We start from the raw sequence: 22,082 nt of genomic DNA on the forward strand, positions 1-22,082 counted from the left end.
TCCCGAACCCCGACCGTCCCGGCGGCGTTCTCATTCCTCAATTAAATCCCTATTTTATTTACGCATTCGTTTGTCCTGAACAAAAATGATAAGGGATAGAATTATCATTTTTACTGTGCTATACTAATTTCAAAGCATATTATTTCTTAACATTTCAAGCGGAAAGCCGCGTCTTAAGTCATTTCTTAAACTTAGATTTCCAGGAAATCTTGATGCCTTGCAGAACCCTATTTTATTATGCAGAGAGGTTTCCGGGATATCGTTGAGCGGTGGAAGAGTGTATCAGGGACAATGTGCTGTCAGAGTTCCTGAAAAACAACAGAGCGGAGGCGATGAAAGTGAGCATTTATGAGTATGACGAAGAAAAGACGATGAGGCAGATGCGGGAAGAAGGCAGGCAGGAAGGGCGTGAAGAAGGTGAGATGTCCTTTGCCATACTGACAAAAAAACTGTTGGAAGACTCCCGTCAGGAGGATTTGCTCAGAGCGGCGGACGACCGGGAATTCCGGGAAAAGCTTTACCGGGAATATGGGTTGAAGGAATAAAGGAGTAACTGGCTAATACTGCAGTAAAATTTTCTGCCATGGTAATTTACGTATCAGGTATCAGCCTTGAAAGAAAAATTCCGGAATTTTCGCCAGGGAGCTGATGGAGGGCGCATAATGAATATGAACTTTATAAGGGAAGTGCAAGTACGCCAGGAGTGCCTTTCCGAGGATTTCTATATCCGGCAGATACCGGCGCTGGCTGAATTACCGGAACTGGTCCTGGAAAATCCGATGACATTTCTGGTGGGGGAGAACGGGAGCGGTAAATCCACATTGCTGGAGGGGATTGCGGTGGCCTGGGGGTTCAACCCGGAGGGCGGGACGAGAAACTTCAACTTTTCTACCCGTGACACCCATTCGGAGCTGGGACAGGCCATCCGGCTGGTCAAAGGCATAAGAAAACCCTCAGATGAATTTTTTCTGAGGGCGGAGAGTTTCTATAATGTGGCCAGCCAGATTGATGATTATGAGGAGGAGAGAAGCGGCTATCTCCAATATTATGGAGGAAAGTCTCTGCATTGCCAGTCGCATGGGGAAAGTTTTCTGGCCCTGGCGCAGAACCGATTCCGTTCGAGGGGGCTCTATCTTCTGGATGAGCCGGAGGCGGCGCTGTCTCCTCAAAGACAGCTCACACTCCTGCTTGCAATCTACAATTATTTGAAAAGCGGCGCTCAGTTTATCATAGCGACCCATTCCCCCATTCTGCTGGGAATTCCGGAGGCTGAGATCCTTTCGCTGGATGACGGTTATATCCATCCCATTTCTTACGAGGAAGCGGACTGTTTCCAGGTAATGGAGATGTTTATCAACAACAGGGAGGTCATGCTGAAACGCCTGCTTTCCGATGACAATGGATAACAACTGATAAGTTAACCAGCTCCTGACGATGAAAAGTGCTGCACGGATTGTATCAGTAACTCGTTACTGTTTTCAGAAGAGCAGTAAGGAGCAGCTTTTCAGGCATCCTTGTAGAGAATAAGAAATAATGAGGATTCATCTGTCTCGTCGATTTCATAACGGCAGCCCGCAGATTCACCCAGAGCGGTTAAATCATCCCGGAAAAGTGTGACTGCACAGAACCCGTCTTTACAGTAAATCATTCCGTCTTTCGTTTTCTCCTCATCCAATTCTCCGAGGAGCCCTTTTCGGGCCTGTTCCCGGAACCATTCAAGGCGGGTATCCCAGATTTTCTCACTGTAGGTGCTGAAATAAGCGGTGCCGCCCGGTTTCAAAGAGGACAGGCATCTGTTTATGAGTTCTGCCGGATTTCCCTTAACGGCGGACAGGCCATTCTGCAGACAGACCACAATATCAAATTCTTCATGGAAGTCCAGCTTATAGGCATCCATCGGTAAAAGGCGGCAGTTAGTGCAGTCCTGTAAGTAGAAATTTCCGAACAGTACCGAATCCTCAGAAATCTCGATGCCTGTGACAAAGGCTGCGGCGGGAGCGAGTTCCCGCATAATGCGTCCGTATCCGGCGCCGATTTCAAGAATGTGTTCGGTTCCGGTCAGCCTTTTTTTGACATAGTCTGTTTCGGCCCTCAAATACTGTTCGATTCTCGGGATGCCGGTTTGATAAACCTGATACAATCCGTTTGCATTAAGGTTTTCCTGGTAATAATTTCCCATTTTCATTCTCCTTTCTCTTTGTTCAAACAAGAATTCTTTACATTAGTACATATTTTTTATATTCGTACAAAATCCTTTCATTGATTCCAATTTTTCATATTAATACAAAATCTTTTCCCTTATACAGAATTTTTTCATGAAACAGCACTGACTATGCCTGCTGCAAGGTCAGGGTGATAACAAAACGGCTCCCGCCTTCCGGATTATCATAGACGGCAATGGTGCCTCCGTGCATTTCCACCAGCTCTTTTGCGATACTTAAGCCAAGTCCGAAATGTTTCTTGTCATTCCGGGAAGAGTCACCGCGGTAGAAACGATCAAAAATCCGGGATTTCATCTCATCGGGGATACCTTTCCCGCTGTCGGATATCTCAATGACCGTCCGGAAAAGGTCTGAACTGATATGTCTTCCGCCCTCTTTTCTATACATTTTAAGGGAGATGGATTTTCCATTCTGAGTATAAGAGACGGCGTTGTCAAGGAGGATGGCAATAACCTGCTGGAGCCTCTGCTTATCGGCCAGAAGAGGGGGCAGTGGTTCCTCGGGAAGCGCCAGGGTGAGGCTTATATTTTTCTCCCTGCATATGGGCAGGAACGCCTCATATGCCTCTATCAGAAGCGTATCAGGCTCGGTCTCCATCCTGTGCAGGGCCCAGGTACCGGCATCGGATGAAGCCAGGAGCAGCATGTCGCCGACCAGTCTTGCCATCCTCTGGCATTCACGGTCTGCATTGCCGATGAGCTGTTTCCATGTGATGTGCATGTGATCCGGCGGAATTTCCGTGTCCGTTTCCCGGTCGGGAAGTTTTTCCGACAGTTCGCCCTGAAGCGCAGAGAGGCTGGAGCGGATCACGGCCAGTGGGGAACGCAGCTCATGGGATGCGGCGGCCACAAACTCGGTCTGTCTTTTCACACTCTCCCTGGCCGGCAAAAGAGCCCGGCCCGTCAGGAACCAGCTGATAATCAGGATTCCGAACAGTCCCACAGCCCCGGAGAGGGCAAAAAGAGGCAGGCTCTGAAGCACAAGGGCCAGTCGCGGGGTAATATAGGAAAGGAGCATAAGGCATTTTGCCCCATGATCGGTTGTCAGCACCATGACCCTGCCGTAGTAGGAATCACCCCGGTTCCCCTTGATACGCAGAAGGGAGGTCTGGTTCATGGATGAAGAAACGGGAGGGTGGCTGGGACTTACTCCCTCCGCACCGGCCGTGTCAAAAGCGGAGCGGATCAGGGAAGTTCTGTCGGTTGGAGGCGTCCAGGCGCCTGAAAAGAACAGAGGTAACCCATTTTCTTCTATATAAATGACGGATCGGTTCATTACCTCGGTCTGTGCCAGATAGGAGTCGCTGATATAGGCGTCCGATTGGATCCGGGAACTGGCGGAAAACCACAGGTTGTTAAAATCGGTGATCTCCTGCTGTTCCCGGACCGTGATATTGCGGTAGAAGATCAGGGCCAGAAGCAGGAGGAGAATGATGCCGGTAAGGGCGGTATAGAGTATGGTAAGCTGTTTTTGTGCCTTGCGGAACATAATCCCATCCTTTCTAAGCTTTTTCCAGGCGGTATCCGACGCCGTGAACCGTTACGATCCGGACGGGAACCTTTAAAGTCGATAGCCTGCGCCGGATGAAATAAATATAATTGTCCAGATTTCCCTCCTCCACTTCACTGGAAGAACCCCAGACATAGGTCAGGATCATTTCACGGTTCAGTGTCCTGCCGGGATTCCTGAAAAAATACTCCACCAGGGAAGCTTCTTTTTTAGATAAGGTAACGGAAGAATTCTGATACCGGAGTTCACGCTGTTCTTTCAGGAACATGAGTCCTTCAAAGATGAGGGCGCGATCGTCTTCAATTCGTCCCGGCCTTCTGGTGACGGCACGGATTCTGGCAAGCAGTTCTTCCACGGCGTAAGGCTTTGCAATATAATCGTCGGCCCCCGCATCCAGTCCGTTTACGCGGTCGTTCAGTCCGTCCAGGGCAGTGGAAAAGATGGCGGGAGTCTGGATGCCCCGCCTTCTGAGCGCCTGCAGAAGCGTCAGCCCGTCCATCTCCGGCAGCATGCGGTCAATGATCAGGCAGTCGTAAGCGCTGGAACACGCAAAGAGAAGGCCGTCTGTTCCACTGTGGCAGATTTCCGTATCGTATCCGGCTTTGTCTAAGGAAAGCCTCAGAGTATCACATAAAACTTCATCGTCTTCTATCAGTAAAATCTTCATAATTTTATTTCGCCTCATATTTCCGTCTCGGTATGTTACTTTGATATAAAATATCCCTGCTTTTAGTCTAGCACATAATTCTCTAAAAAATCTCAAAAAAAATAGGGTGTTTTTCCAGTATTTTTAGAGATGTGTTCTGTAAAATAAGAGATAACAGTTCAGAGGGAGGTATTCCGCGAGGTGTTTTCATACGATTTCATATGAAAAAGAGAAAAACAGGAACCCGGAACGCCGCTCATTCTGAGATGAAACAGATTTAATACAGGGAGGAGAACCATATGAAGAATAGAGGAACAGGCTGGATAAAAAGAAAAGGGAGGACCGCGGCAGCGGCAGCCGGAATACTGGCTGTCGGAGCGATGTCGGTACTGTCTGCCTGCGGCAGCGGAAAAACCTCTACGGGTGAGATAAGCCAGACTCAGAACGAGAGCACGGCGCCGGGAGGGCAGTCGGCCAAGGGCCGTTATATGGAGGAAGAAATCGCACTGCCGGAGGAAATAGCCGGTAACGGCTTCGTAGACGTTGTACAAAAAGAAGATAAAAGCCTTGTTTTTTGTATTCCGGATGAGAACAGCAGGGCCAGACTTTACAGCCTGGATTCTAAATCCGGGTGGACGGAGGGCGAAGCGGTTGCAGAGCCTGAGGGGATAAGGCCCTCGAAGATGATGCAGGATGAAAACGGAATATACTATTATGGAGGCTTTGATGATAACTACATATTCCATCTATGGACGACGCAGGAGGATGGAACAACACGGGAATTGCTGTCGGATGTCTTTAAGGTACAAGAGGGAAAAGATTACGGAATTATCCCTGACTTTATAGCGGCGCTTCCCGGAGAGAGTTTTCTGGTATCCCAGACATCACAGGCTGACATATATCAGTCCGACGGAAGAATGCGTGCGTCCCTGGCCCAGGACTTTATCGGAATGGATGTAAGAATTCCGGTTTCAGTCTCAGGGGAAGAGTGTTTGACATTAAACAACCAGAAGCTTGTCAGATATAATCTCGAAACGGGAACTCAGACGGGAAGCTATGACCTGCCCGACAAGGGGCGCGACGTGTGGCAGATGCCTGTCTTTACCGATGATGAGGGTTACGTTTACGTTGCCAGCCAGACCGGTCTTTACCGCACCGGAAGGGACGGCACGGTTTGGGAACAGCTTATCGACGGCAGCCTGAATTCCATGGGACGCCAGGATATGTTTATGAGGAGCTTCTTTAAAGGTCCGGATAATGACTATTACGGAGTCTTTTCAACGGGAGATTCAAGGCTGAAAGTGCTTCACTACTACTATGATGAGACGGTGGACACGGTTCCGCCGGAAACCCTGACCGTATATGCGCTGAGAGATAATGCCACGGTACGTCAGGCGGCATCCATCCTTCAGAAGAATAATCCCCAGGTTAAGGTGGATTTCAGAATTGCCGTGGAGAATGAGGAAGAGGAAGTGACGGAGGACGTGATCCGCGCCCTGAATACGGAGCTTTTAAACGGAAAAGGCGCCGATGTGCTGATATTAGACGGACTGCCGATGCAGACCTATAAAAACAAAGGAATTCTTGCGGATATCACCAGCCTGTTTGAGGCGGATAAGGACGATTTGCTGGCCAATGTGAGGAGCAATTTTACGGCCGAGGACGGAAAAATCTATTACATGCCTGCCCGTATTGATGTACCGGTTATTTTTGGGGAACCGGAAGCGGTAGCCGCATTCCAGGATATCGACAAGATGGCGGCATATGACAAGACTCAGTCCCTTTTCGCACCCGATATCTACGAAAATATAATCAACATGACGTCATACACCTGCTATAAGGAACTGTTTAATGAAAACGGCACCGTGGACGGCGATGTGCTGGCCCGTTATCTCGCGGCAGTGAAGAACGCCGGGGAAAAAGGCAATGTCCAGGTAAGTTATGCCCAGGCCGATATGGAACGCTTCATGGTGAACAATACGGTAATTCCAAGAGGATTTGGAAGACAGAGCAGTTACAATGTTGTGGCAAAACGGTGTGCGGCAGGCGCGGAGATCTTCAATTCGATAGACAGCGCGATGCTTCCTCTGTCGGCGGCGGTGATTGTTAACAGCGAAATTGAATCACTCGGAGGAATATACATGCCGAACGTAGTGGCGGGTATCAATGCCTCCAGCCCGAACAGGGAAAACGCCGAGGCATTTATCAAAACTCTGTTTGACACCGAAGTGCAGGATGAATCTCTGAGAGACGGTTTCTCGGTGAGAAGCAGCAGCCTTGATAAATGGGCGAAGACGGAGAGCGAGAGCAGCGTTTCCATGAGCAGCGGAGAGGGAATCTACTTAAGCGGTTCCTGGCCGGTACAGGCGGATCGCGACAAAATTATGGCAATCGTACGCACGGCAAGCATTCCGGCCCTGATCGATCAACAGATTGTGGATATGATCGTAGACGGCTCCAAAGATTATCTGAATGGAAAAGAAACAGTGGAGGATGCGGTTCAGGCCATTGAGAATAAGATGAAGCTCTATGTCAATGAGAGGGAATAAAAAAGCAGTAAGCAGAAACGGGGCCTGGTTTTTCCTGGCCCCCAGCCTGCTGGGAGTGACAGCCTTTGTTCTGCTTCCCTTTGCCGATGCTTTCAGGAGATCCTTTTTTGACAGCAGAGGCAAGACATTCGCGGGCCTGAGCGTATATCAGGGGGTTCTGCAAAACCAGGCATTCCGCCTGGCGGCTGTCAATACGGTGCGGTTCATGGCAGTCGCGCTGCCGCTTCTGATGGTGATTTCTTTTTTTCTGTCTCTGCTGGTTTATCAGTACAGCCGGAAAAAGAGTTTTTTTAAGACGGTTCTTGTGATGCCGGTGGCTGTGCCTTCGGCGGCGGTGATTCTTCTCTGGAGGATGGTCTTCTGCGAACAGGGAATTATTAACGGACTGTTTAAGCTCAATACCGACTGGATATACGGACCATCGTCCTTTACCGTTCTTGTATTTGCCTATCTGTGGAAAAATACCGGGTATCAGATGCTTCTCTGGCTGGCGGCCCTGGGAGGAATATCGGATGAGCTCTATGAGGCGGCGGAGGTGGACGGAGCCGGATGGCTGCAGAAACTTGTATATGTTACAATCCCACAGGTGAAAAAAGCCTCCGGCATGATTCTGTTTCTGGCCGTGATCAATTCTTTTAAAGTATTCAGGGAGGCCTATATTGTGGCGGGTTCCTATCCAAATGACAGGATTTATCTGCTGCAGCACCTGTTTAACCACTGGTTCCTCAATCTGGATATACAGAAGATGTGTGCGGCGGCGGTGCTGCTGACGATTATCATAGGTGCATTTCTGACACCTTTCGTCGTCAGGGCCGGCCGGGATGAATAAAAAAATTTTTGAGAAGAGGGGGGAGGAAGGAATGAAAAAGACATCGGTTTTCAGCCGTGTGCGTTTTCAGCGGAACCGTCCGGCAAAAGCCGTTACGGGAGCCTTTTTGTTATTTGTCTGCCTTCTTTTCGTCCTGTTTCCTCTTATATTAATGACGGCGGCATCCTTTATGCCGGAGGATGAGCTGGTGCGGAGGTACCTGGCGGTTCTGGATTTAGGGAAAGAGCCGGTGCTTCCGGCCCTGATTCCCGACTTTCCGTCTCTGAAGCCATATGCCGATCTGCTTCTTCGCTCACCCGGCTTTTTTGTGATGTTCTGGAATTCCTGCCTGCAGGTTTTCAGTGTTCTGGCCGGACAGCTTCTTATTGGAATGCCGGCGGCGTGGGCCTTTGCCCGGTATGAGTTCCGCTTTAAAAAGCTTTTCTTCCTTCTTTATCTGATTCTTCTCGTCATGCCGTTTCAGGTCATGATGGTGCCGTCCTATCTCGTTCTGGACCGGTTCGGAATACTGGATACCCATCTGGCGGTCATACTTCCGGGAATATTTTCCACCTTCCCCGTGTATATCATGGAAAAGTTTTTCGAATCCATTCCAAAATCGTTTTTGGAGGCCGCCCGCATTGACGGAGGAGGAGAGTGGACCATTTTTTTCAGGATCGGCATTCCCATGGGATTTCCCGGAATCATGACGGCTGTGCTCCTGGACTTCTTTGAATATTGGAATGCGCTTGAACAGCCGCTTACATTCTTAAAGAACAGACAGTTGTGGCCGCTGTCCCTTTATCTTCCAAATGTAACGGCGGATAAGGCATCCCTGGCCTTTGCGGCCGGGCTGATTACAATGGTGCCGCCGGTGCTTTTATATCTGAACGGGCAGACCTTCCTGGAGGAGGGAATTGCCTCGTCGGGCATCAAGGAGTAGACAAAACACAGTTATCTATAAAAATACAGGAACTGCGCTGAGGCAAATCAGGGAAAGGAGGCAGTATGGAAGAAAATGAAAAACTGAAACGAAAAATATACCGCCGTCTTCTGATTGGCTTTTTTGCCTGCATGTTCATTTTCACTATTATTTCCAGAGTGATCGATGTTTATGAGACGCCCAAAGTCAGGACAGCCTATGCAAGCCAGGGAACCGTTATGAAGACGGTGGAGGGAAATGGAAGCGTGGAGGCCGGGGATACAAAGGAAGTTTCCCTGATCAAGGGGCTGAAAGCGGGAAAGATAGAGGCAATAGCCGGGACGGCGGTGAAGGAGGGGGATGCATTGTTCTCCTATTCAATGGATTCACTGGAGTTACGGATGAAGGAACTTTCAAAAGAGATTAAAAAGACGGAGTTGGAGATGGAAGGAGAGCGGCTCGGGGCGGAAAGCTTTACGGGAGTTACCAGGGTGGAGGCCGCAGCCCAGGAGCTTGCCATGGCTGAGAAGGCGCTGGAACGCCAAAATGGCAAGAAGGTACAGGCGGAAGCCGAATATAACGCAAATCTCGAAAGGATCAGGGAGTATTACGAGATACGTCTGGAACTCTCGGACGACGAACTGCGGGATCAAAGCCGCAGCGATTACGATCAGAGTCAGACGGATTATGAGTCGGCAAAGCTGGAGCGCGACGCGCAGCTTCGCGAGATTAAAAGAAAGATAAAGGATACGGAAAAAAAGATCGAGAAGCTGGAGAAAAAGGAAGAACCGGACGAAGATGAATTAGAGGATTTGAGGGAAGATCTGGAACGCTACGAGGAGGATTTGGATACGGCGGAGGAAAGCTGGGATCTGAAAGTCGACCGGGCCAGGGAGGAAATGAGTGATAAAGGAGATATTTATGATCGGGCGGGACGTCAGGCGGACAGCGCAAAGCTGGCTTTAAAGGAAAACTATGAGTCGGCGGTAAACCAGGAGGCAAAGGCGCTGGAAGCGGCGGAGGATGCCAGGATCCAGGCGGAATGGGCGGCTGAAACGGCGCGCCAGGCGCTGCAGAACGCGGCGAGGGAAGACCAGGCTTCGGCGCTTACAAAGGAGCAGACAAAACGGTTGTCGGAGCTTCGGAACGAGGCAAAGCTGTTGGAACTGGAAGAACTGAAAGAAGAAAAAGAAAAAATCGGCAGACTGATGGAACGTCAGGGAATGGTCTATGCTCCCTGCGACGGGACGGTCAGCGCCGTGGAGATAGAAGCGGGAAAAGAGGTGGCGGGAACGGAGCGTCTGACCCTCTCCACAGGGGAACTGAGACTGCACGGAACCTTTGACCGCGAGGACGATAACAGCCTGAAGGCGGGAGATGAACTGCTGGTGAGGATGGAAGGAAGCGAAGACCGCGTGAAGGCGGTAGTCGGGCAGGTGGATCTTGTCAGCAGCCAGGACACGGGTGAGTTTACGGCCAGTCTTCCTGCGGGTAAAGCGGTTCTGGGAGAAAAGGCATACTTTGAATGCCAGAAGGGCGGAGATGTCTACCGGCAGCTTATCCCGGTAAAAGCCCTGAGAAAGGATGTCACCGGCTATTACTGTCTCGTGATGCGTAAGCAGAAGACAATCCTCGGTGAGGAGTATAAAGCGGCCAGAGTAGAACTGGATCTTCTTATCAGCGGTGATACGATGGCGGCCGTAGAGGGAGCGCTCAGCCCGGAGGAACCGGTGATAACCGAAAGTGACCGTGTAATCGGAGCGGGCGACCGGGTGCGCCTGATGGCGGAACTCGCAGATGTGGATGGTTAAAAGAAAATGAGCTAAAAGAAAATCAGGCTGAAAGAGAACCGGAATAAGAGAGTAAGCGGTAAGAAAAGCGAAAGAAAGGAGGGGAAGCGGTGAAAATAAAATATGGAAAAAGAGTATTGCTGCTGGTGCTTCTTCTCCTATCCGGGACAGGGACATTTGCAGCGGCGGCGGGAATCAGGGGAAGCAGCGCCCTGATCCGGGAGGAACGGGATTTGCAGCTTCGCAATGTCACGATGGAAGAGATAGAGGATATCAAGGAACGGGAAAAGGGCGGGATGACAGGACTTGTCAATATAGCAGGCTGGCGCCATGGGGAGGCCGGAAATATAAAGGAACCCGTTTCCGGCAAAAAAGAAGGAGTGGGGACAATCTATGTAAACGGACCCGTATCCCTGGCATTTCCCGGAAAAGTCCTGAGCGGTTCATTTGAAGCGGTGATGGACAAAAAAGACTGCATCCTCACAAGGGAGGTGTCATGGTCCCTGTTTGGTTCCGTAAACACGGCGGGCTGCCGTGTTGCCTTCGGTGATAAAATGTATACCGTTGCCGCGGTGATAGACAGAGAGGAAAAGGCTGTTTTTTTTACGGCGGATGAGGGTCCGGTAGAAAAAGCCGCATTTTCTTTTCAGGGAAGAGGGCGTCTGAAGGCCAGGATGGAGGCTCTTGGCTTTGAATAGCACCCCGGTTTTATTCAAAATGTTCGAAAAAAGTTTTGAAACTGGAAGATCTTTGTGCACACTTTTCGGATAGAGTGTGATATTATAATACTCGTAACCCCCCCCAATACATTATATAGTTTTTGCTACACCCCATAAGAACGAAATACCTTCTCCTTAAAGTGACCAGCTCCCCGGCTGGTCACTTTTTTTATTCATAGGAAATTACGTCCTATGAATAAAAAACGCTCCGCGAGGATGCACATGCCGCGCAGAGGCAAATGGTTGCAGAAGCAACCGCGCGGCAGCGCAAGAGTTCCGCAAGCGGAACTTTTTGTTCTGAGTGGCAATAAAAAGTTCGCGAAGCGTGCTTTTCGTTGTTCGAAAGGAAAGTTCTCTAAACAGTGGATTCAGGCTCATTTGAGGTGATAAAACACCTAATTTCAGATAAAAATATTAAAATTTCATAAAATGGAATAAAATTCCAGATCCCTTTTCCCGATTTTTATATATAGTGTAATTATAAAAAACGGAGGACAGAGAATGGACAAGATAATCAGACTGGCAAATATTAAAAAATATGAAAGCAAACTGTATGAAGAAGAAAAATCGAAGCTGACAATTGAAAAGTATATCCGTGACATCATGCATTTTTACAAATTTCTTCCCCAGGGGAAACGGGTCAACAAAGAACAGGTTATAGGTTACAAGCAATATTTGAAGGAATCTTACAGGGTGAGCAGCGCAAATTCCATGCTGGTAGCCCTGAACCGTTTCTTTGAATACCTGGGATGGAGCGACTGTAAAGTCCAGCAGTTTAAGATACAGAAAACGTTTTTTTGCAGAAACGATTCCTTTATAAGCAAAAAGGAGTATGAGAGGCTGATTGAGAGCGCGGAGCGAAAAGGCGATTTCCAGTTAAATCTGATTATGCAGACGATCTGCAGCACCGGAATCCGGGTCAGTGAGCTCTCGGCGATCGATGTCAAGGCTGTGGCGGCCGGCTACGCCTATGTCGACAATAAGGGAAAATCCAGGGTTATTTTTCTGCCGAAAGCTTTGGTGCGGCTTTTGAAAACATATCTTATCAGAAGCGGCATTACATCGGGGCCGGTGTTTGTATCCAGGAACGGAAGCGCCGTTGACCGCAGCGTTATCTGGCGCAGGATGAAGAGACTCTGCCGGGATGCGGGAATTGATGCCAAAAAGGTATTTCCGCATAATCTGCGCCATCTGTTTGCCTTTACGTTTTACCGGTTAAAAAAGGATCTCCTCCGCCTTGCCGAGGTGCTGGGACATGCCAGTATCGAGACGACCAGAATTTATACGGCAACAACCGGTGAGGAGCACAAAAAAATTATTTCCCAGCTTGGTCTTGTCCAGGAATGGGGAGGTGCCTGCGGCGCCACATAATTCAGATTATGTGACTAGTTAGAAAATGTATAATATTAAACTTGTTTGTTTCTAAACATGACATAACTTGGGAGTTATAAGAAGATTATGAATTTGCACAGAAAGCAGCATGCCAAATTATTTTGTCATGCTTTTTTTCATTTGACGCGCTCGATATGGTATGGGCGCTGGAGAATATTTGATTTTTAATGTAAAAAACAGGGATCAGTGGCCGGCCGGCGTTGAAAAAAGTCCGTTTATGTTTTACAATAAACATGTATTCCTTATAATTACCAATACATTTTCTAACTAGTCACATAATCTGAATTATGTGACCGGAATACATAATACCGTTTAGAAGTAAAGCCTCCTGGAAAATATGATAAAGAGGCATTGAAGAAGAGAGAAGGAAGGAGGGACGGAACCGTTGAATACAGAAAAAAAGAGTATCTCATCAATGGCGGCATGTTCTGTCGTATATGTGGAAAAATGTGAGGACGGAATCCTGTCGGGGAGAATCGTCAATTACTGTTTAAAGGAACCCGTCTTATTTCACGGAATGGGGGACTTTGCAATAAAGATGGACCGGATCTATGATTTTCTGGGTCTTGAGAGGCCTGATTCTTTACCCGTTTCATTTCTGGAGCAGAAAGAGAGCGGGGATGACGGCTTCGTGCTGCGTGACAAGCCTGACGATGACGGTCAGGACACGTGGATGGGGCGGGAGAGCTATATAGCCCTTTTTGTAGTCCATACACGATACCGTTATCATTCAAGCTGGCAGGGCAGCATTGCCTGGCCGGAGAAGAGTATCGAGAAACCTTATAACAGCACGCTTGACTGCATCCGGCTTATAGCGGAGGCGGTTGAATATGAGACAGAACAGCAGCGGAAAGAAAGAGAGCCCGTATAGACATCTTTTTCAGAGTGCCGGCCTGGCCGGCACTCTGTGGAATCCATGGGGGACGGTCTGCCTCTGAAATCTACCGGCAATTACACTCGATTGCCTGATTTGGGCAGGTCATGTAACAGCGGCCGCATTCGAGACAGCTATAATGGTTAATTTGATATTTCCCATTGCCGTCGGGTGTAATTACATTTTTCATGCAGGCCTCTGCGCAGGCGCCGCAGCCGATACAGCTGCCGCCTATTTCATAGGCCCAGGGACGCACGGCCTGCTCTCCGAAAGAAAAACGTACCCGTGTAACCTCGTCATCCTCGGGCAGATGGAAGATTTCCCCTTCCCCTCTGTCGAGAATAAAAATGCGGAACATATCCAGGTCTTTGGCATACAGCGCCTTTGTCCCGGGATTTAACTGCCAGTATCTTTCATAGATTTCAGGAGCTTTTGACGGCTCCAAAAGCCTGACGTGGGCATTGATGCGCACGGAGAGGGCCAAATCTTTTACAGTCATTTCCGTTACACATCCCGAGAGACAGGGAGAGCGCATCAACTCGTGAAAGACGGGTTTTCCCTTAGCGACTCCAATGTACATGTTTTCTTCATCATCCAGAAAATGCAGCTCCAGGCCCCTTGTGGTCGGAGTGATGCCGTCTGTGGCAATGGTACCGAATATCATATATCCGCCGCGTCTGATAAAGCCGCAGGCGGCTTTTTTCTTTTCTTCGTTTGAGCTCGATTCGCTCAGCCCGAATACGGGAAGCGGATCAAAGGGGACGCCGGCCGATTCGGGCGCAGTATCCGCCCCTTCTTCGGCAGGGGCATCCGCTACCGGCACATACTGTCCGTTTATAAAATCCACAACCTTGCCGTTTTCAAGGCGTGTGTATTTATCCGTCATGAGGACGGTGAGGAAACAGTGCGGCATATCAATCCGGTTATAGACGATCGGACCGTGTTTCAGGCCGGCCGGACAGTAGATGCAGGTGTTGTCCGTCACCGTATAAGGCTCCCCATCCATATAAATAACGGCTTCTCCCCACTTCACATTGGTGTCGTCGCCTTTTTTCGTATAGGCAGGCATGAAGAAAATCAGTTCATCCACATCGTGTACGTGTTCCCCGACAAATGGATTCTTTTCGGGTATTTCGTAAAACCATGAAAGTCCCATATGAGCCTTACATGCTTCAAACAGTTCATTGGAAGAATAAGTCTGCCCGCGGGTACGGCCGGTGTTCAGATCACCCTCTTCATCGTACAGATCATCCAGGAGGGGAGGTCTGTAAGAGGGGGAGATGAAAAGATGTTCCCATTTCCTTTTTTTCATAGCGGTAATCTCCTTTAAGTTTTTACTAAAAAGCTGTTTCTACTGTATTCGATGCAATATCCTCAATACTGTCCTTAGAATACTATACATGTAAAGTGAAATCAATATAAGAAATGAAAATAATAAAAAATCGGCATTTTTAACGAATAATAACCGTTATTTTCGGTGATAAAGCCGATGGAAATATTATTGACTTCGCTATACATGTATAGTATAGTGAGATTAGGGAATGAAACGCGTAAACATTTCAAAACTTTACACAAAACCTGAAACAGCGTTTTTCTGCGCGGCGGTGATGCCCAAAAAGAGCGCAGGACACGAAGGATTTACTGTTTTAAAAGAAACGGAAAATGGCGAAAGAGGATTAGGAGGAGGTAGCAGTATGTCAGGTAAAGCGTCACACAGTGAGAAAATTTTAAGCAGGGCGGATTTGGTTATGCTGGCCGTGGGCAATGTAATCGGCGGGGGGATTATGGCAGTCACGGGAATTGCGATTGGCATGACGGGGCGGTCGGCGGTATGGGCCTTTCTGTTTGCCTGCGTGCTCGTTTTATTTGAAGCGATCCCGCAGTTTTTTGCAGGCGGAACGATCCGTATGAACGGCGGTTTTTACACGCAGGCGGCAATGTTCGGCGGTAAATATTTTGCAGGCCTTTATGCCGTAATATTTATCAGCTTCTTTTTCGGTGCATCGATGTATGCCTTGTCCTTTGCAGATTATGTGCTGGACTTTTTCCCGAATGTCAACGGAAGGTTAATTGCTTTTGCCTGTCTGTCCGTTTTTTATCTGATCAACCTGTTCGGCGTAAAAATCGCCGCCAAGGTCCAGTATGTGCTTGTAGTGGTTCTGATTATAGCGCTGAGTACTTTTATCGGATTCGGCGTGTCTGAAATCAAACCGGGATTCTTCGGCGGAGATGATTTCTTTTTCGGCGGGTTTAACGGATTCATGTCAGCGACGGCTCTTCTGAGCATGGCTCCCAGCGGCGCGGTATTTATCATTAACTTTGGAAAACAGTGTAAGAAACCGACAAAGGATATCCCGTTTGCGATTATTGTCGGAACGCTCGTCGTGAGCCTTCTTTACACAGGCATGGCATTTGTAGCCGCGGGTGTCCTTCCGGTAGAGGAAGTGGCAGGCAAGTCCCTGGGCCTTGTGGCGGCGGAGATTTTCCCGAGACCTGTATACATCTTCTTCATGGTCGGCGGCGCCATGGTTGCGCTGATAACCTCACTGAACGCGTTGTTTGGATGGATTACGCCTCCTCTGGCCCAGGCGTGTGAGGACGGCTGGTTCCCACGATTTCTGGCGGCCGAGAACAAGCGGTTTGGGACGAACCACTGGATCATGACGATTATTTATCTGCTGACCGCATCCATTATTATCTTTGGCTGGGATATGTCGACCATTGCAAATGTCGGTAATTTCCTGGCAAGTGCGGCCACGGTTGTTATTTCACTCTGTCTGCTGACGCTTCCGAAGAAAATTCCGGATCTTTGGGAGAAATCGCCGTTCCACGTGTCACCGGGAGTTTACAAGGCGGGATGTATCGTCAGCGCCCTGGTGGATATCATGTTCTGTTACTTCCTGGCGATTGAGCTGACAAAGGCGGATATTATCGGTCTGTTCATCTATCTGGGCGTGGCTCTTATTTATCCGTACCTGATGCTGAAATACAGCAAATCGGGTGTGGAGATTGAGGTCAGCTACGAGGAAGCCTGAGTTTGCCAAATGCGGAGCGGGCGGTAACGATCCGAGACAAAGGCTGCTTTAGCAGTTGATAATCGATTACATAGTATGCCGGACGGAGAATGGATCCGCCCGGCTTTTTTTACCTCCATTTGATTTTTTCCCGGCCTTATCCTATAATAGGATCAGAGGCTCAGTCTGTCTGGGCAATGAGACCGGTTGAGAGGTATGATTTTATGAGGAACAGTGAAGAAGAAAATTCCAGAAAAGAGAAGGCGGAAGAATCAAAGAAGGAGATACTGAAGATTGCCTACGGACTTTTTCAAAAGTATGGCTATACAAAGACCAGCATGCGCCAGATTGCGGCGGATGCCGGGGTCAGCCACGGACTTATCACATATTATTTCAAAAATAAGCGGGAGGTGGCCGTAGAGCTGGTAAAGGGAAAGATGGGCCAGTTTGCCGAGGCGGTCCACCGCTATGTGGACTGGGAGAATGAACCTGCGCTCTATTCGGCGGTACTGGAGCGGCTGTCTTATACGGTTTTTTCCACCCCGATTTTTTTCGAATTCTATAAGGATGTCCTGAGGGAATATATCATGTTCGAGGTGCTGGCGGATTCCGGCATTGAGACGGATCTGCGCATCTGGAAGAAATACTGCCCCGAACTTTCCGAGGAAGATGCGATCCGCACCGCCACCTATGGAAACTATGTTTCCGCCTGTATGGAGAGCGCCATGGTCCTGTACGGAAAGGAAAAACTGTATTTAAAAGAGTCCATACCGGACAGCGTATTCCGTGTTTCCATCGGAATGTGGCATTTTCCGGACGAGCAGAAGATTATAGAGGAATGCTGCCGGAGAAGCCGCGAGATCGTGGAGCATATCCTGTGGGAGAACCCTGAGCTTTACAAATGACGACGGCGGCCGGTGCGCATGCTCCGGCCGTCAATGAAAAACCGGGAAAACATGCCCTGCAGAGGACGGGTTTTCCCGGTTTTTCATTGCTGTATGGAACCGCATTGCGCAGCTTAGATAGCTCAGCAGTTCTTTTGAAACGTATGTCCCATATAATAAGATAATTCGGCCGCGCTGTGCTTCACCTGTTCCTCCAGGTGGTTCAGATGGGTATCATCGGCGACCCTGGAATACGGGGCGATAATCCCGACCGATGCGGCAACCCTGCCCTCAATACCGAAAATCGGAGCTCCGATTCCCACTGCATCATGGACGTATTCACCGTGGGAGACCGCTATTCCGCGTTCACGTATTGTCCTGAGCTCGGAAGCCAGGGCATTGCGGCTGATCTGCGGGAAAGATTCCGGGCGGTCCAGGATGTTGTTCAGGTAATAGTCGATATATTTCTGGTCCTGGTAGGCCAGGAGGACCTTGCGGATGGCTCCGCAGTGAAGATCCATCTCATAACCGAATTCCTCCACCACCTTCAGATGGTTTGGACCGTCCATCTTATCCAGAACCAGGCCCTTGTCCCCTACCTGAATGATCAGATAGGAATCTTCCCTTGTATTATAGGAAAGATTTTTGAGGATAGGAAGCGCGGCTTCCTGGATGCGGACGTTGTTGGCGGCGGCGCGCCCGAGTGAAATCAGGGCCGGGCCAAGCTGATAAGTGTGTGCATGTTCATCGCGCATTACGTATTTCTTCTCACAGAAGGTCTGGAGAATACGGTGAATGGTGCTGGGCGGAAGATCGGTCGCCTCAGACAGTTCTGCGATGGAGTATTTATGAGTAGTCTCTTTTAAAAGCTCCAAAAGTTCCATGGAGCGAAGGAGGCTCTGTATCATAAGTGCAGTCCCTCCGTCTTATTCGGTCATCTCTTCAACGGTCACGGTGGTATCCGCCTGAGCGGTTTCCTTCTTATCTTCGGAAACTTCAGCTTCTTTCTCTGCTTTCACTTCCTCCGGAGCGGCGGCCTGTTCTTCGGCCTCAGACGTCTCGTCGGAGAGGGCGGAAACTTCTTCGTCTTCCGCGTCGTCCGGCTCTTCGCCGACGTCCTCTTTCACTTCCTCCGCTTTCCTGTCTGGTGTCAGGGAAACATAGTTGCGTGTTACGGGGCTGTCATTATCGTCTGTATCTTCAAATTCATCGAAATCATCTTCAAAATCATGGAACTCTTCGTCCAGTTCTTTATGGAAGGATTTGTACTGTAAGAAATAGGAAATTCCCGCTGCGGCCGCACCGGCGATTGCCGCAAAGGTTAAAAATTTTCCAATGTGTTTTTTTGCCATAATAAGACTCCTTTCTGTAATTAAGCTTATTGTAATACGGATTTACCAAAAAATAAAGGGATTCTAAGAATAAATTATAAAAGATGTAATAAAATAGGGTTGCACCCTTACAACAGGGCGGTGGCGGAAGATGCATGAAAAAGGCGGAATGTATCCTTTCTTAGGAGACCGCCTGATAAAAACAGGAAAGAATGTAAAAAATGTATAAAGTTAGCACTCAACTATTGACAGTGCTAACAAAGCGTGGTATAACTTGTTTTGTAAATGAAAAACACATTAAAGGCCTGAGTGCATAAGAGATGCACAATGCAAAGTACATTATGAAAAGCAAATAAAAACAAGACAAAACAGTAAGGAGGAGTCAGTAATGAAATTAGTGCCATTATTTGACAGAGTTGTTTTAAGACAGTTGGTTGCAGAAGAAACCACCAAATCCGGTATCGTTTTACCAGGCCAGGCAAAAGAAAAGCCACAGCAGGCTGAAGTAATCGCAGTAGGCCCGGGCGGAGTAGTAGACGGCAAGGAAGTAACAATGCAGGTTAAGGTAGGCGATAAAGTTATCTATTCCAAATATTCAGGAACAGACGTTGAACTGGACGAAGAAAAATATGTTGTCGTAAAACAGAACGATATCTTAGCTGTTATCGAGTAAATAGTTACAATAATAAGACAGAATAATTTGGAGGTTGATGAACCATGGCAAAAGAAATTAAATATGGCGTTGAAGCCAGAAAAGCTCTTGAATCAGGCGTAAATCAGTTAGCAGATACAGTCAGGGTAACACTTGGACCGAAAGGAAGAAACGTAGTTCTCGACAAATCCTTCGGCGCTCCGCTTATCACAAACGACGGTGTGACAATTGCAAAGGAAATCGAACTTGCAGATGCATTTGAGAACATGGGCGCTCAGCTGGTAAAAGAAGTTGCCACAAAGACAAATGATGTGGCCGGTGACGGAACAACCACAGCTACGGTCCTTGCACAGGCTATGATTAATGAAGGAATGAAGAACCTGGCAGCAGGCGCTAACCCAATCGTGTTAAGAAAAGGCATGAAGAAAGCCACAGAAGTTGCCGTTGAAGCGATCAAGGGAATGAGCACACCGGTAAAGGGCCAGGCAGACATCGCAAGAGTTGCGGCTATCTCTTCCGCTGACGAAGAAGTGGGCCAGATGGTAGCAGACGCTATGGAGAAAGTTTCCAAAGACGGCGTTATCACAATTGAAGAATCCAAGACCATGAAGACAGAACTTGACCTGGTTGAAGGAATGCAGTTCGACAGAGGTTACATCTCCGCATACATGGCAACAGACATGGAGAAGATGGAAGCAAACCTCGATGATCCATATATCTTAATCACAGACAAGAAGATTGCCAACATCCAGGAAATCCTTCCTCTTTTAGAGCAGGTTGTGCAGGCAGGCGCCAAGCTGTTAATCATCGCCGAGGATATCGAGGGCGAGGCTCTGACCACTCTGATTGTCAACAAATTAAGAGGAACCTTCACCGTAGTGGGTGTTAAAGCTCCAGGCTACGGCGACAGAAGAAAAGAGATGTTAAAAGATATCGCTATCCTTACAGGCGGTACGGTAATCTCAGAAGAATTAGGCCTTGACTTAAAAGACACAACCATGGATCAGTTAGGCCGTGCAAAATCTGTTAAGGTTCAGAAAGAAAACACAATTATCGTTGACGGTATCGGCGATAAGAGTGAAATTTCCGATAGAATTGCCCAGATTAAAGCTCAGATTGAAGAGACAACATCTGATTTCGACAGAGAGAAACTTCAGGAAAGACTTGCAAAACTGTCCGGCGGCGTTGCCGTTATCCGCGTAGGCGCAGCGACAGAGACAGAGATGAAGGAAGCAAAACTCCGTATGGAGGATGCTTTATCCGCAGCAAAGGCAGCCGTGGAAGAGGGAATCATTGCAGGCGGCGGTTCTGCATACATCCACGCAGCAACAGAAGTTGAGAAATTAGTTGCAGGCCTTGATGGAGACGAGAAGACAGGCGGACGCATTATCCTCAAAGCATTAGAGTCCCCACTGTTCCACATCGCAGCCAATGCAGGTCTGGAAGGCTCCGTTATCATCAACAAAGTAAAAGAAGCTCCTGTTGGAAGAGGATTTGACGCATACAAAGAAGAGTATGTAGATATGATGGAAGCCGGTATCCTGGATCCGACTAAAGTAACAATCAGCGCTCTTCAGAACGCAACAAGCGTAGCTTCCACTCTGCTTACAACAGAAACAGTTGTAGCGAATATCAAGGAAGACGCTCCTGCTATGCCGGCAGGCGGCGGAATGGGAATGATGTAATCCCAGGTTTCCGTATCCCTGTAAGGGTAAGGCAGTATCTGTAAAATAACGGAATCATTAATATAGAAAAGGAATGCGGAAAGCAGCCCGGACAGACCGGCGCTTTCAGCATTCCTTTTTTCGTTGTTCGACAGGAAGGTTCTCCGAACTCCCCCTGAACAATGAAAGAACCCTCCGATTATGGACGGATATTTTCCGAAATAAACTGTGCACAGTTCCGGAGCGGCTCCAACGCCGAGTCCATAACGGCTGTGATGACGGAACTGGATGCAATGATACTGACGGTTCCGAAGAGGCTCTCCCCGTCCTTGAAGATAGGAACGGCCACACAACTGACTCCCAGCCCAATCTCCTCAAATTCAGTGGCATATCCGTTGGCGCGGATCTTTACAAGTTCCGCTTCCAGGGCTTCCCGGGTGAGCAGGGTATTGGCCGTATAGGGAATAAATTCCATGTTGGAAATATAATACTCGCTGAGGGGCTTGTCTATATATGCCAGAAACAGCTTGCCCGATGCCGTGGAATTGAGATCAAAGGTAAGATTGACCCTGCTGTTCAGAATGTAGTGGGAATTGTCGGGACTTATGTTCTCGATCGTGAAGATATTATTGTTCGTAATCACCTGCAACAGGCCTGAAACCTGAAAACGGTTTGCAATGTCCTTGAGGAACGGGGCTGCCATTTTCTTCAGCCTCTTGATATTATTTCCTGTGGCGAGATCCGCCTTGTTGATGTAGACTAACCCCAGGGAATAAGTACTCTTTTCGGAATTGTAAGCCAGATAGCCGTTGGCGACCAGGGTATTTACAATGCCTCTGGTGGTGTTGATGTGGAGCTTCACCTTTTCGCTGATCTGTGGCAGGGATAACTCGGTGTTGTCGTTATTGAAACAGTTAATGATGTTAAACGCCCTTTGGATTGATTGAATCAGGCGTACCTCTTTTTCCATATGAAAGTATCCTCCAAACTGTGATAACTTAATATTACCTGAAAATGCCATAAAAAGCAATCTGGGGAGGGATTTAGTTGTGGAATGAGAACGCCGCCGGGACGGTCGGGGGGCGGGATGGTGAGAGGGAGGGGAT

At 48.5% G+C, this 22,082-nt stretch carries 20 protein-coding genes; 13 read left to right on the forward strand and 7 right to left on the reverse strand.

The annotated features are described in order from the left end of the window. Positions 1–269 precede the first annotated feature (269 nt). Together QZT18_RS20355 and QZT18_RS20360 are read left to right on the forward strand one after the other, a co-directional pair. Positions 270–545, forward strand: coding sequence for a hypothetical protein (locus QZT18_RS20355; RefSeq protein ID WP_294150917.1), 276 nt, complete (start codon positions 270–272; stop codon positions 543–545). Positions 546–662: 117 nt separating this feature from the next. Further along, on the forward strand, positions 663–1,406 hold the full coding sequence (locus tag QZT18_RS20360) for an AAA family ATPase (RefSeq protein ID WP_294150919.1): 744 nt from the start codon (positions 663–665) through the stop codon (positions 1,404–1,406). Between the two features lie 98 nt (positions 1,407–1,504). Here QZT18_RS20360 and QZT18_RS20365 read toward each other — a convergent pair whose 3' ends face one another. The 3 genes from QZT18_RS20365 to QZT18_RS20375 form a co-directional block, all read right to left on the reverse strand. Further along, positions 1,505–2,179 carry a bifunctional 2-polyprenyl-6-hydroxyphenol methylase/3-demethylubiquinol 3-O-methyltransferase UbiG gene (locus tag QZT18_RS20365; protein WP_294150921.1) on the reverse strand — a complete coding sequence of 225 codons (675 nt, stop codon included), beginning with the start codon at positions 2,177–2,179 and terminating at the stop codon, positions 1,505–1,507. A gap of 151 nt (positions 2,180–2,330) precedes the next feature. Next, entirely contained in the window at positions 2,331–3,710 is a 1,380-nt protein-coding gene (locus tag QZT18_RS20370; RefSeq protein ID WP_294150922.1) for a cell wall metabolism sensor histidine kinase WalK, read from the reverse strand. A gap of 13 nt (positions 3,711–3,723) precedes the next feature. Then, positions 3,724–4,398 carry a response regulator transcription factor gene (locus QZT18_RS20375; protein ID WP_294150924.1) on the reverse strand — a complete coding sequence of 225 codons (675 nt, stop codon included), beginning with the start codon at positions 4,396–4,398 and terminating at the stop codon, positions 3,724–3,726. A 278-nt stretch (positions 4,399–4,676) separates the two neighbouring features. Between QZT18_RS20375 and QZT18_RS20380 the strand changes: the two genes are divergently transcribed. The 7 genes from QZT18_RS20380 (at position 4,677) to QZT18_RS20410 (ending at position 13,428) form a co-directional block, all read left to right on the forward strand. Beyond that, the gene (locus tag QZT18_RS20380; protein ID WP_294150925.1) at positions 4,677–6,926 is read left to right on the forward strand and encodes a hypothetical protein; all 2,250 of its coding nucleotides are present in this window, start codon (positions 4,677–4,679) and stop codon (positions 6,924–6,926) included. Further along, on the forward strand, positions 6,907–7,755 hold the full coding sequence (locus tag QZT18_RS20385) for a carbohydrate ABC transporter permease (protein WP_294150926.1): 849 nt from the start codon (positions 6,907–6,909) through the stop codon (positions 7,753–7,755). Before QZT18_RS20380 ends, QZT18_RS20385 begins: the two co-directional genes overlap by 20 nt. Before the next feature lie 31 nt (positions 7,756–7,786). Beyond that, entirely contained in the window at positions 7,787–8,677 is an 891-nt protein-coding gene (locus QZT18_RS20390) for a carbohydrate ABC transporter permease (RefSeq protein ID WP_294150928.1), read from the forward strand. A 65-nt stretch (positions 8,678–8,742) separates the two neighbouring features. Beyond that, a complete protein-coding gene (locus tag QZT18_RS20395; RefSeq protein WP_294150929.1) occupies positions 8,743–10,467 on the forward strand; it encodes a hypothetical protein in 1,725 nt (574 codons plus the stop codon). A gap of 89 nt (positions 10,468–10,556) precedes the next feature. Beyond that, positions 10,557–11,144: a hypothetical protein gene (locus tag QZT18_RS20400; RefSeq protein ID WP_294150930.1), complete on the forward strand. Its 588-nt coding sequence runs from the start codon at positions 10,557–10,559 to the stop codon at positions 11,142–11,144. A 522-nt stretch (positions 11,145–11,666) separates the two neighbouring features. Then, positions 11,667–12,536, forward strand: a complete 870-nt coding sequence (locus QZT18_RS20405; protein WP_294150931.1) for a tyrosine-type recombinase/integrase — start codon at positions 11,667–11,669, stop codon at positions 12,534–12,536. Between the two features lie 406 nt (positions 12,537–12,942). Further along, positions 12,943–13,428: a hypothetical protein gene (locus QZT18_RS20410; protein WP_294150932.1), complete on the forward strand. Its 486-nt coding sequence runs from the start codon at positions 12,943–12,945 to the stop codon at positions 13,426–13,428. 70 nt (positions 13,429–13,498) lie between these two features. Here the strand turns inward: QZT18_RS20410 and QZT18_RS20415 are convergent, their stop codons facing one another. Beyond that, on the reverse strand, positions 13,499–14,743 hold the full coding sequence (locus tag QZT18_RS20415) for a 4Fe-4S dicluster domain-containing protein (RefSeq protein ID WP_294150933.1): 1,245 nt from the start codon (positions 14,741–14,743) through the stop codon (positions 13,499–13,501). Between the two features lie 382 nt (positions 14,744–15,125). Here QZT18_RS20415 and QZT18_RS20420 point away from each other — a divergent pair, with 382 nt between their 5' ends. Together QZT18_RS20420 and QZT18_RS20425 are read left to right on the forward strand one after the other, a co-directional pair. Further along, complete coding sequence (locus tag QZT18_RS20420) at positions 15,126–16,466, forward strand: APC family permease (RefSeq protein WP_294150934.1); 1,341 nt, start codon at positions 15,126–15,128, stop codon at positions 16,464–16,466. A 203-nt stretch (positions 16,467–16,669) separates the two neighbouring features. After that, on the forward strand, positions 16,670–17,350 hold the full coding sequence (locus QZT18_RS20425; protein WP_294150935.1) for a TetR/AcrR family transcriptional regulator: 681 nt from the start codon (positions 16,670–16,672) through the stop codon (positions 17,348–17,350). Positions 17,351–17,472: 122 nt separating this feature from the next. Here the strand turns inward: QZT18_RS20425 and QZT18_RS20430 are convergent, their stop codons facing one another. Both QZT18_RS20430 and QZT18_RS20435 read right to left on the reverse strand, forming a co-directional pair. Further along, positions 17,473–18,237, reverse strand: coding sequence for an IclR family transcriptional regulator (locus QZT18_RS20430; protein ID WP_125143262.1), 765 nt, complete (start codon positions 18,235–18,237; stop codon positions 17,473–17,475). Positions 18,238–18,255: 18 nt separating this feature from the next. Continuing rightward, positions 18,256–18,681 carry a hypothetical protein gene (locus tag QZT18_RS20435; protein ID WP_294150937.1) on the reverse strand — a complete coding sequence of 142 codons (426 nt, stop codon included), beginning with the start codon at positions 18,679–18,681 and terminating at the stop codon, positions 18,256–18,258. 367 nt (positions 18,682–19,048) lie between these two features. On the opposite strand from QZT18_RS20435, the gene QZT18_RS20440 reads away from it, so the two are divergent. Next, the gene (locus QZT18_RS20440) at positions 19,049–19,333 is read left to right on the forward strand and encodes a co-chaperone GroES (RefSeq protein ID WP_125143264.1); all 285 of its coding nucleotides are present in this window, start codon (positions 19,049–19,051) and stop codon (positions 19,331–19,333) included. Positions 19,334–19,377: 44 nt separating this feature from the next. Continuing rightward, positions 19,378–20,997 (forward strand): chaperonin GroEL, encoded by a 1,620-nt coding sequence (groL, locus tag QZT18_RS20445; RefSeq protein WP_294150940.1) that lies wholly within the window; start codon positions 19,378–19,380, stop codon positions 20,995–20,997. Positions 20,998–21,175: 178 nt separating this feature from the next. On the opposite strand, the gene QZT18_RS20450 is transcribed toward groL, so the two are convergent. After that, positions 21,176–21,946 (reverse strand): IclR family transcriptional regulator, encoded by a 771-nt coding sequence (locus QZT18_RS20450; protein ID WP_294150943.1) that lies wholly within the window; start codon positions 21,944–21,946, stop codon positions 21,176–21,178. Positions 21,947–22,082 lie beyond the last annotated feature (136 nt).

This window comes from uncultured Clostridium sp., assembly GCF_900547735.1.
GTDB lineage: Bacteria > Bacillota > Clostridia > Lachnospirales > Lachnospiraceae > Otoolea.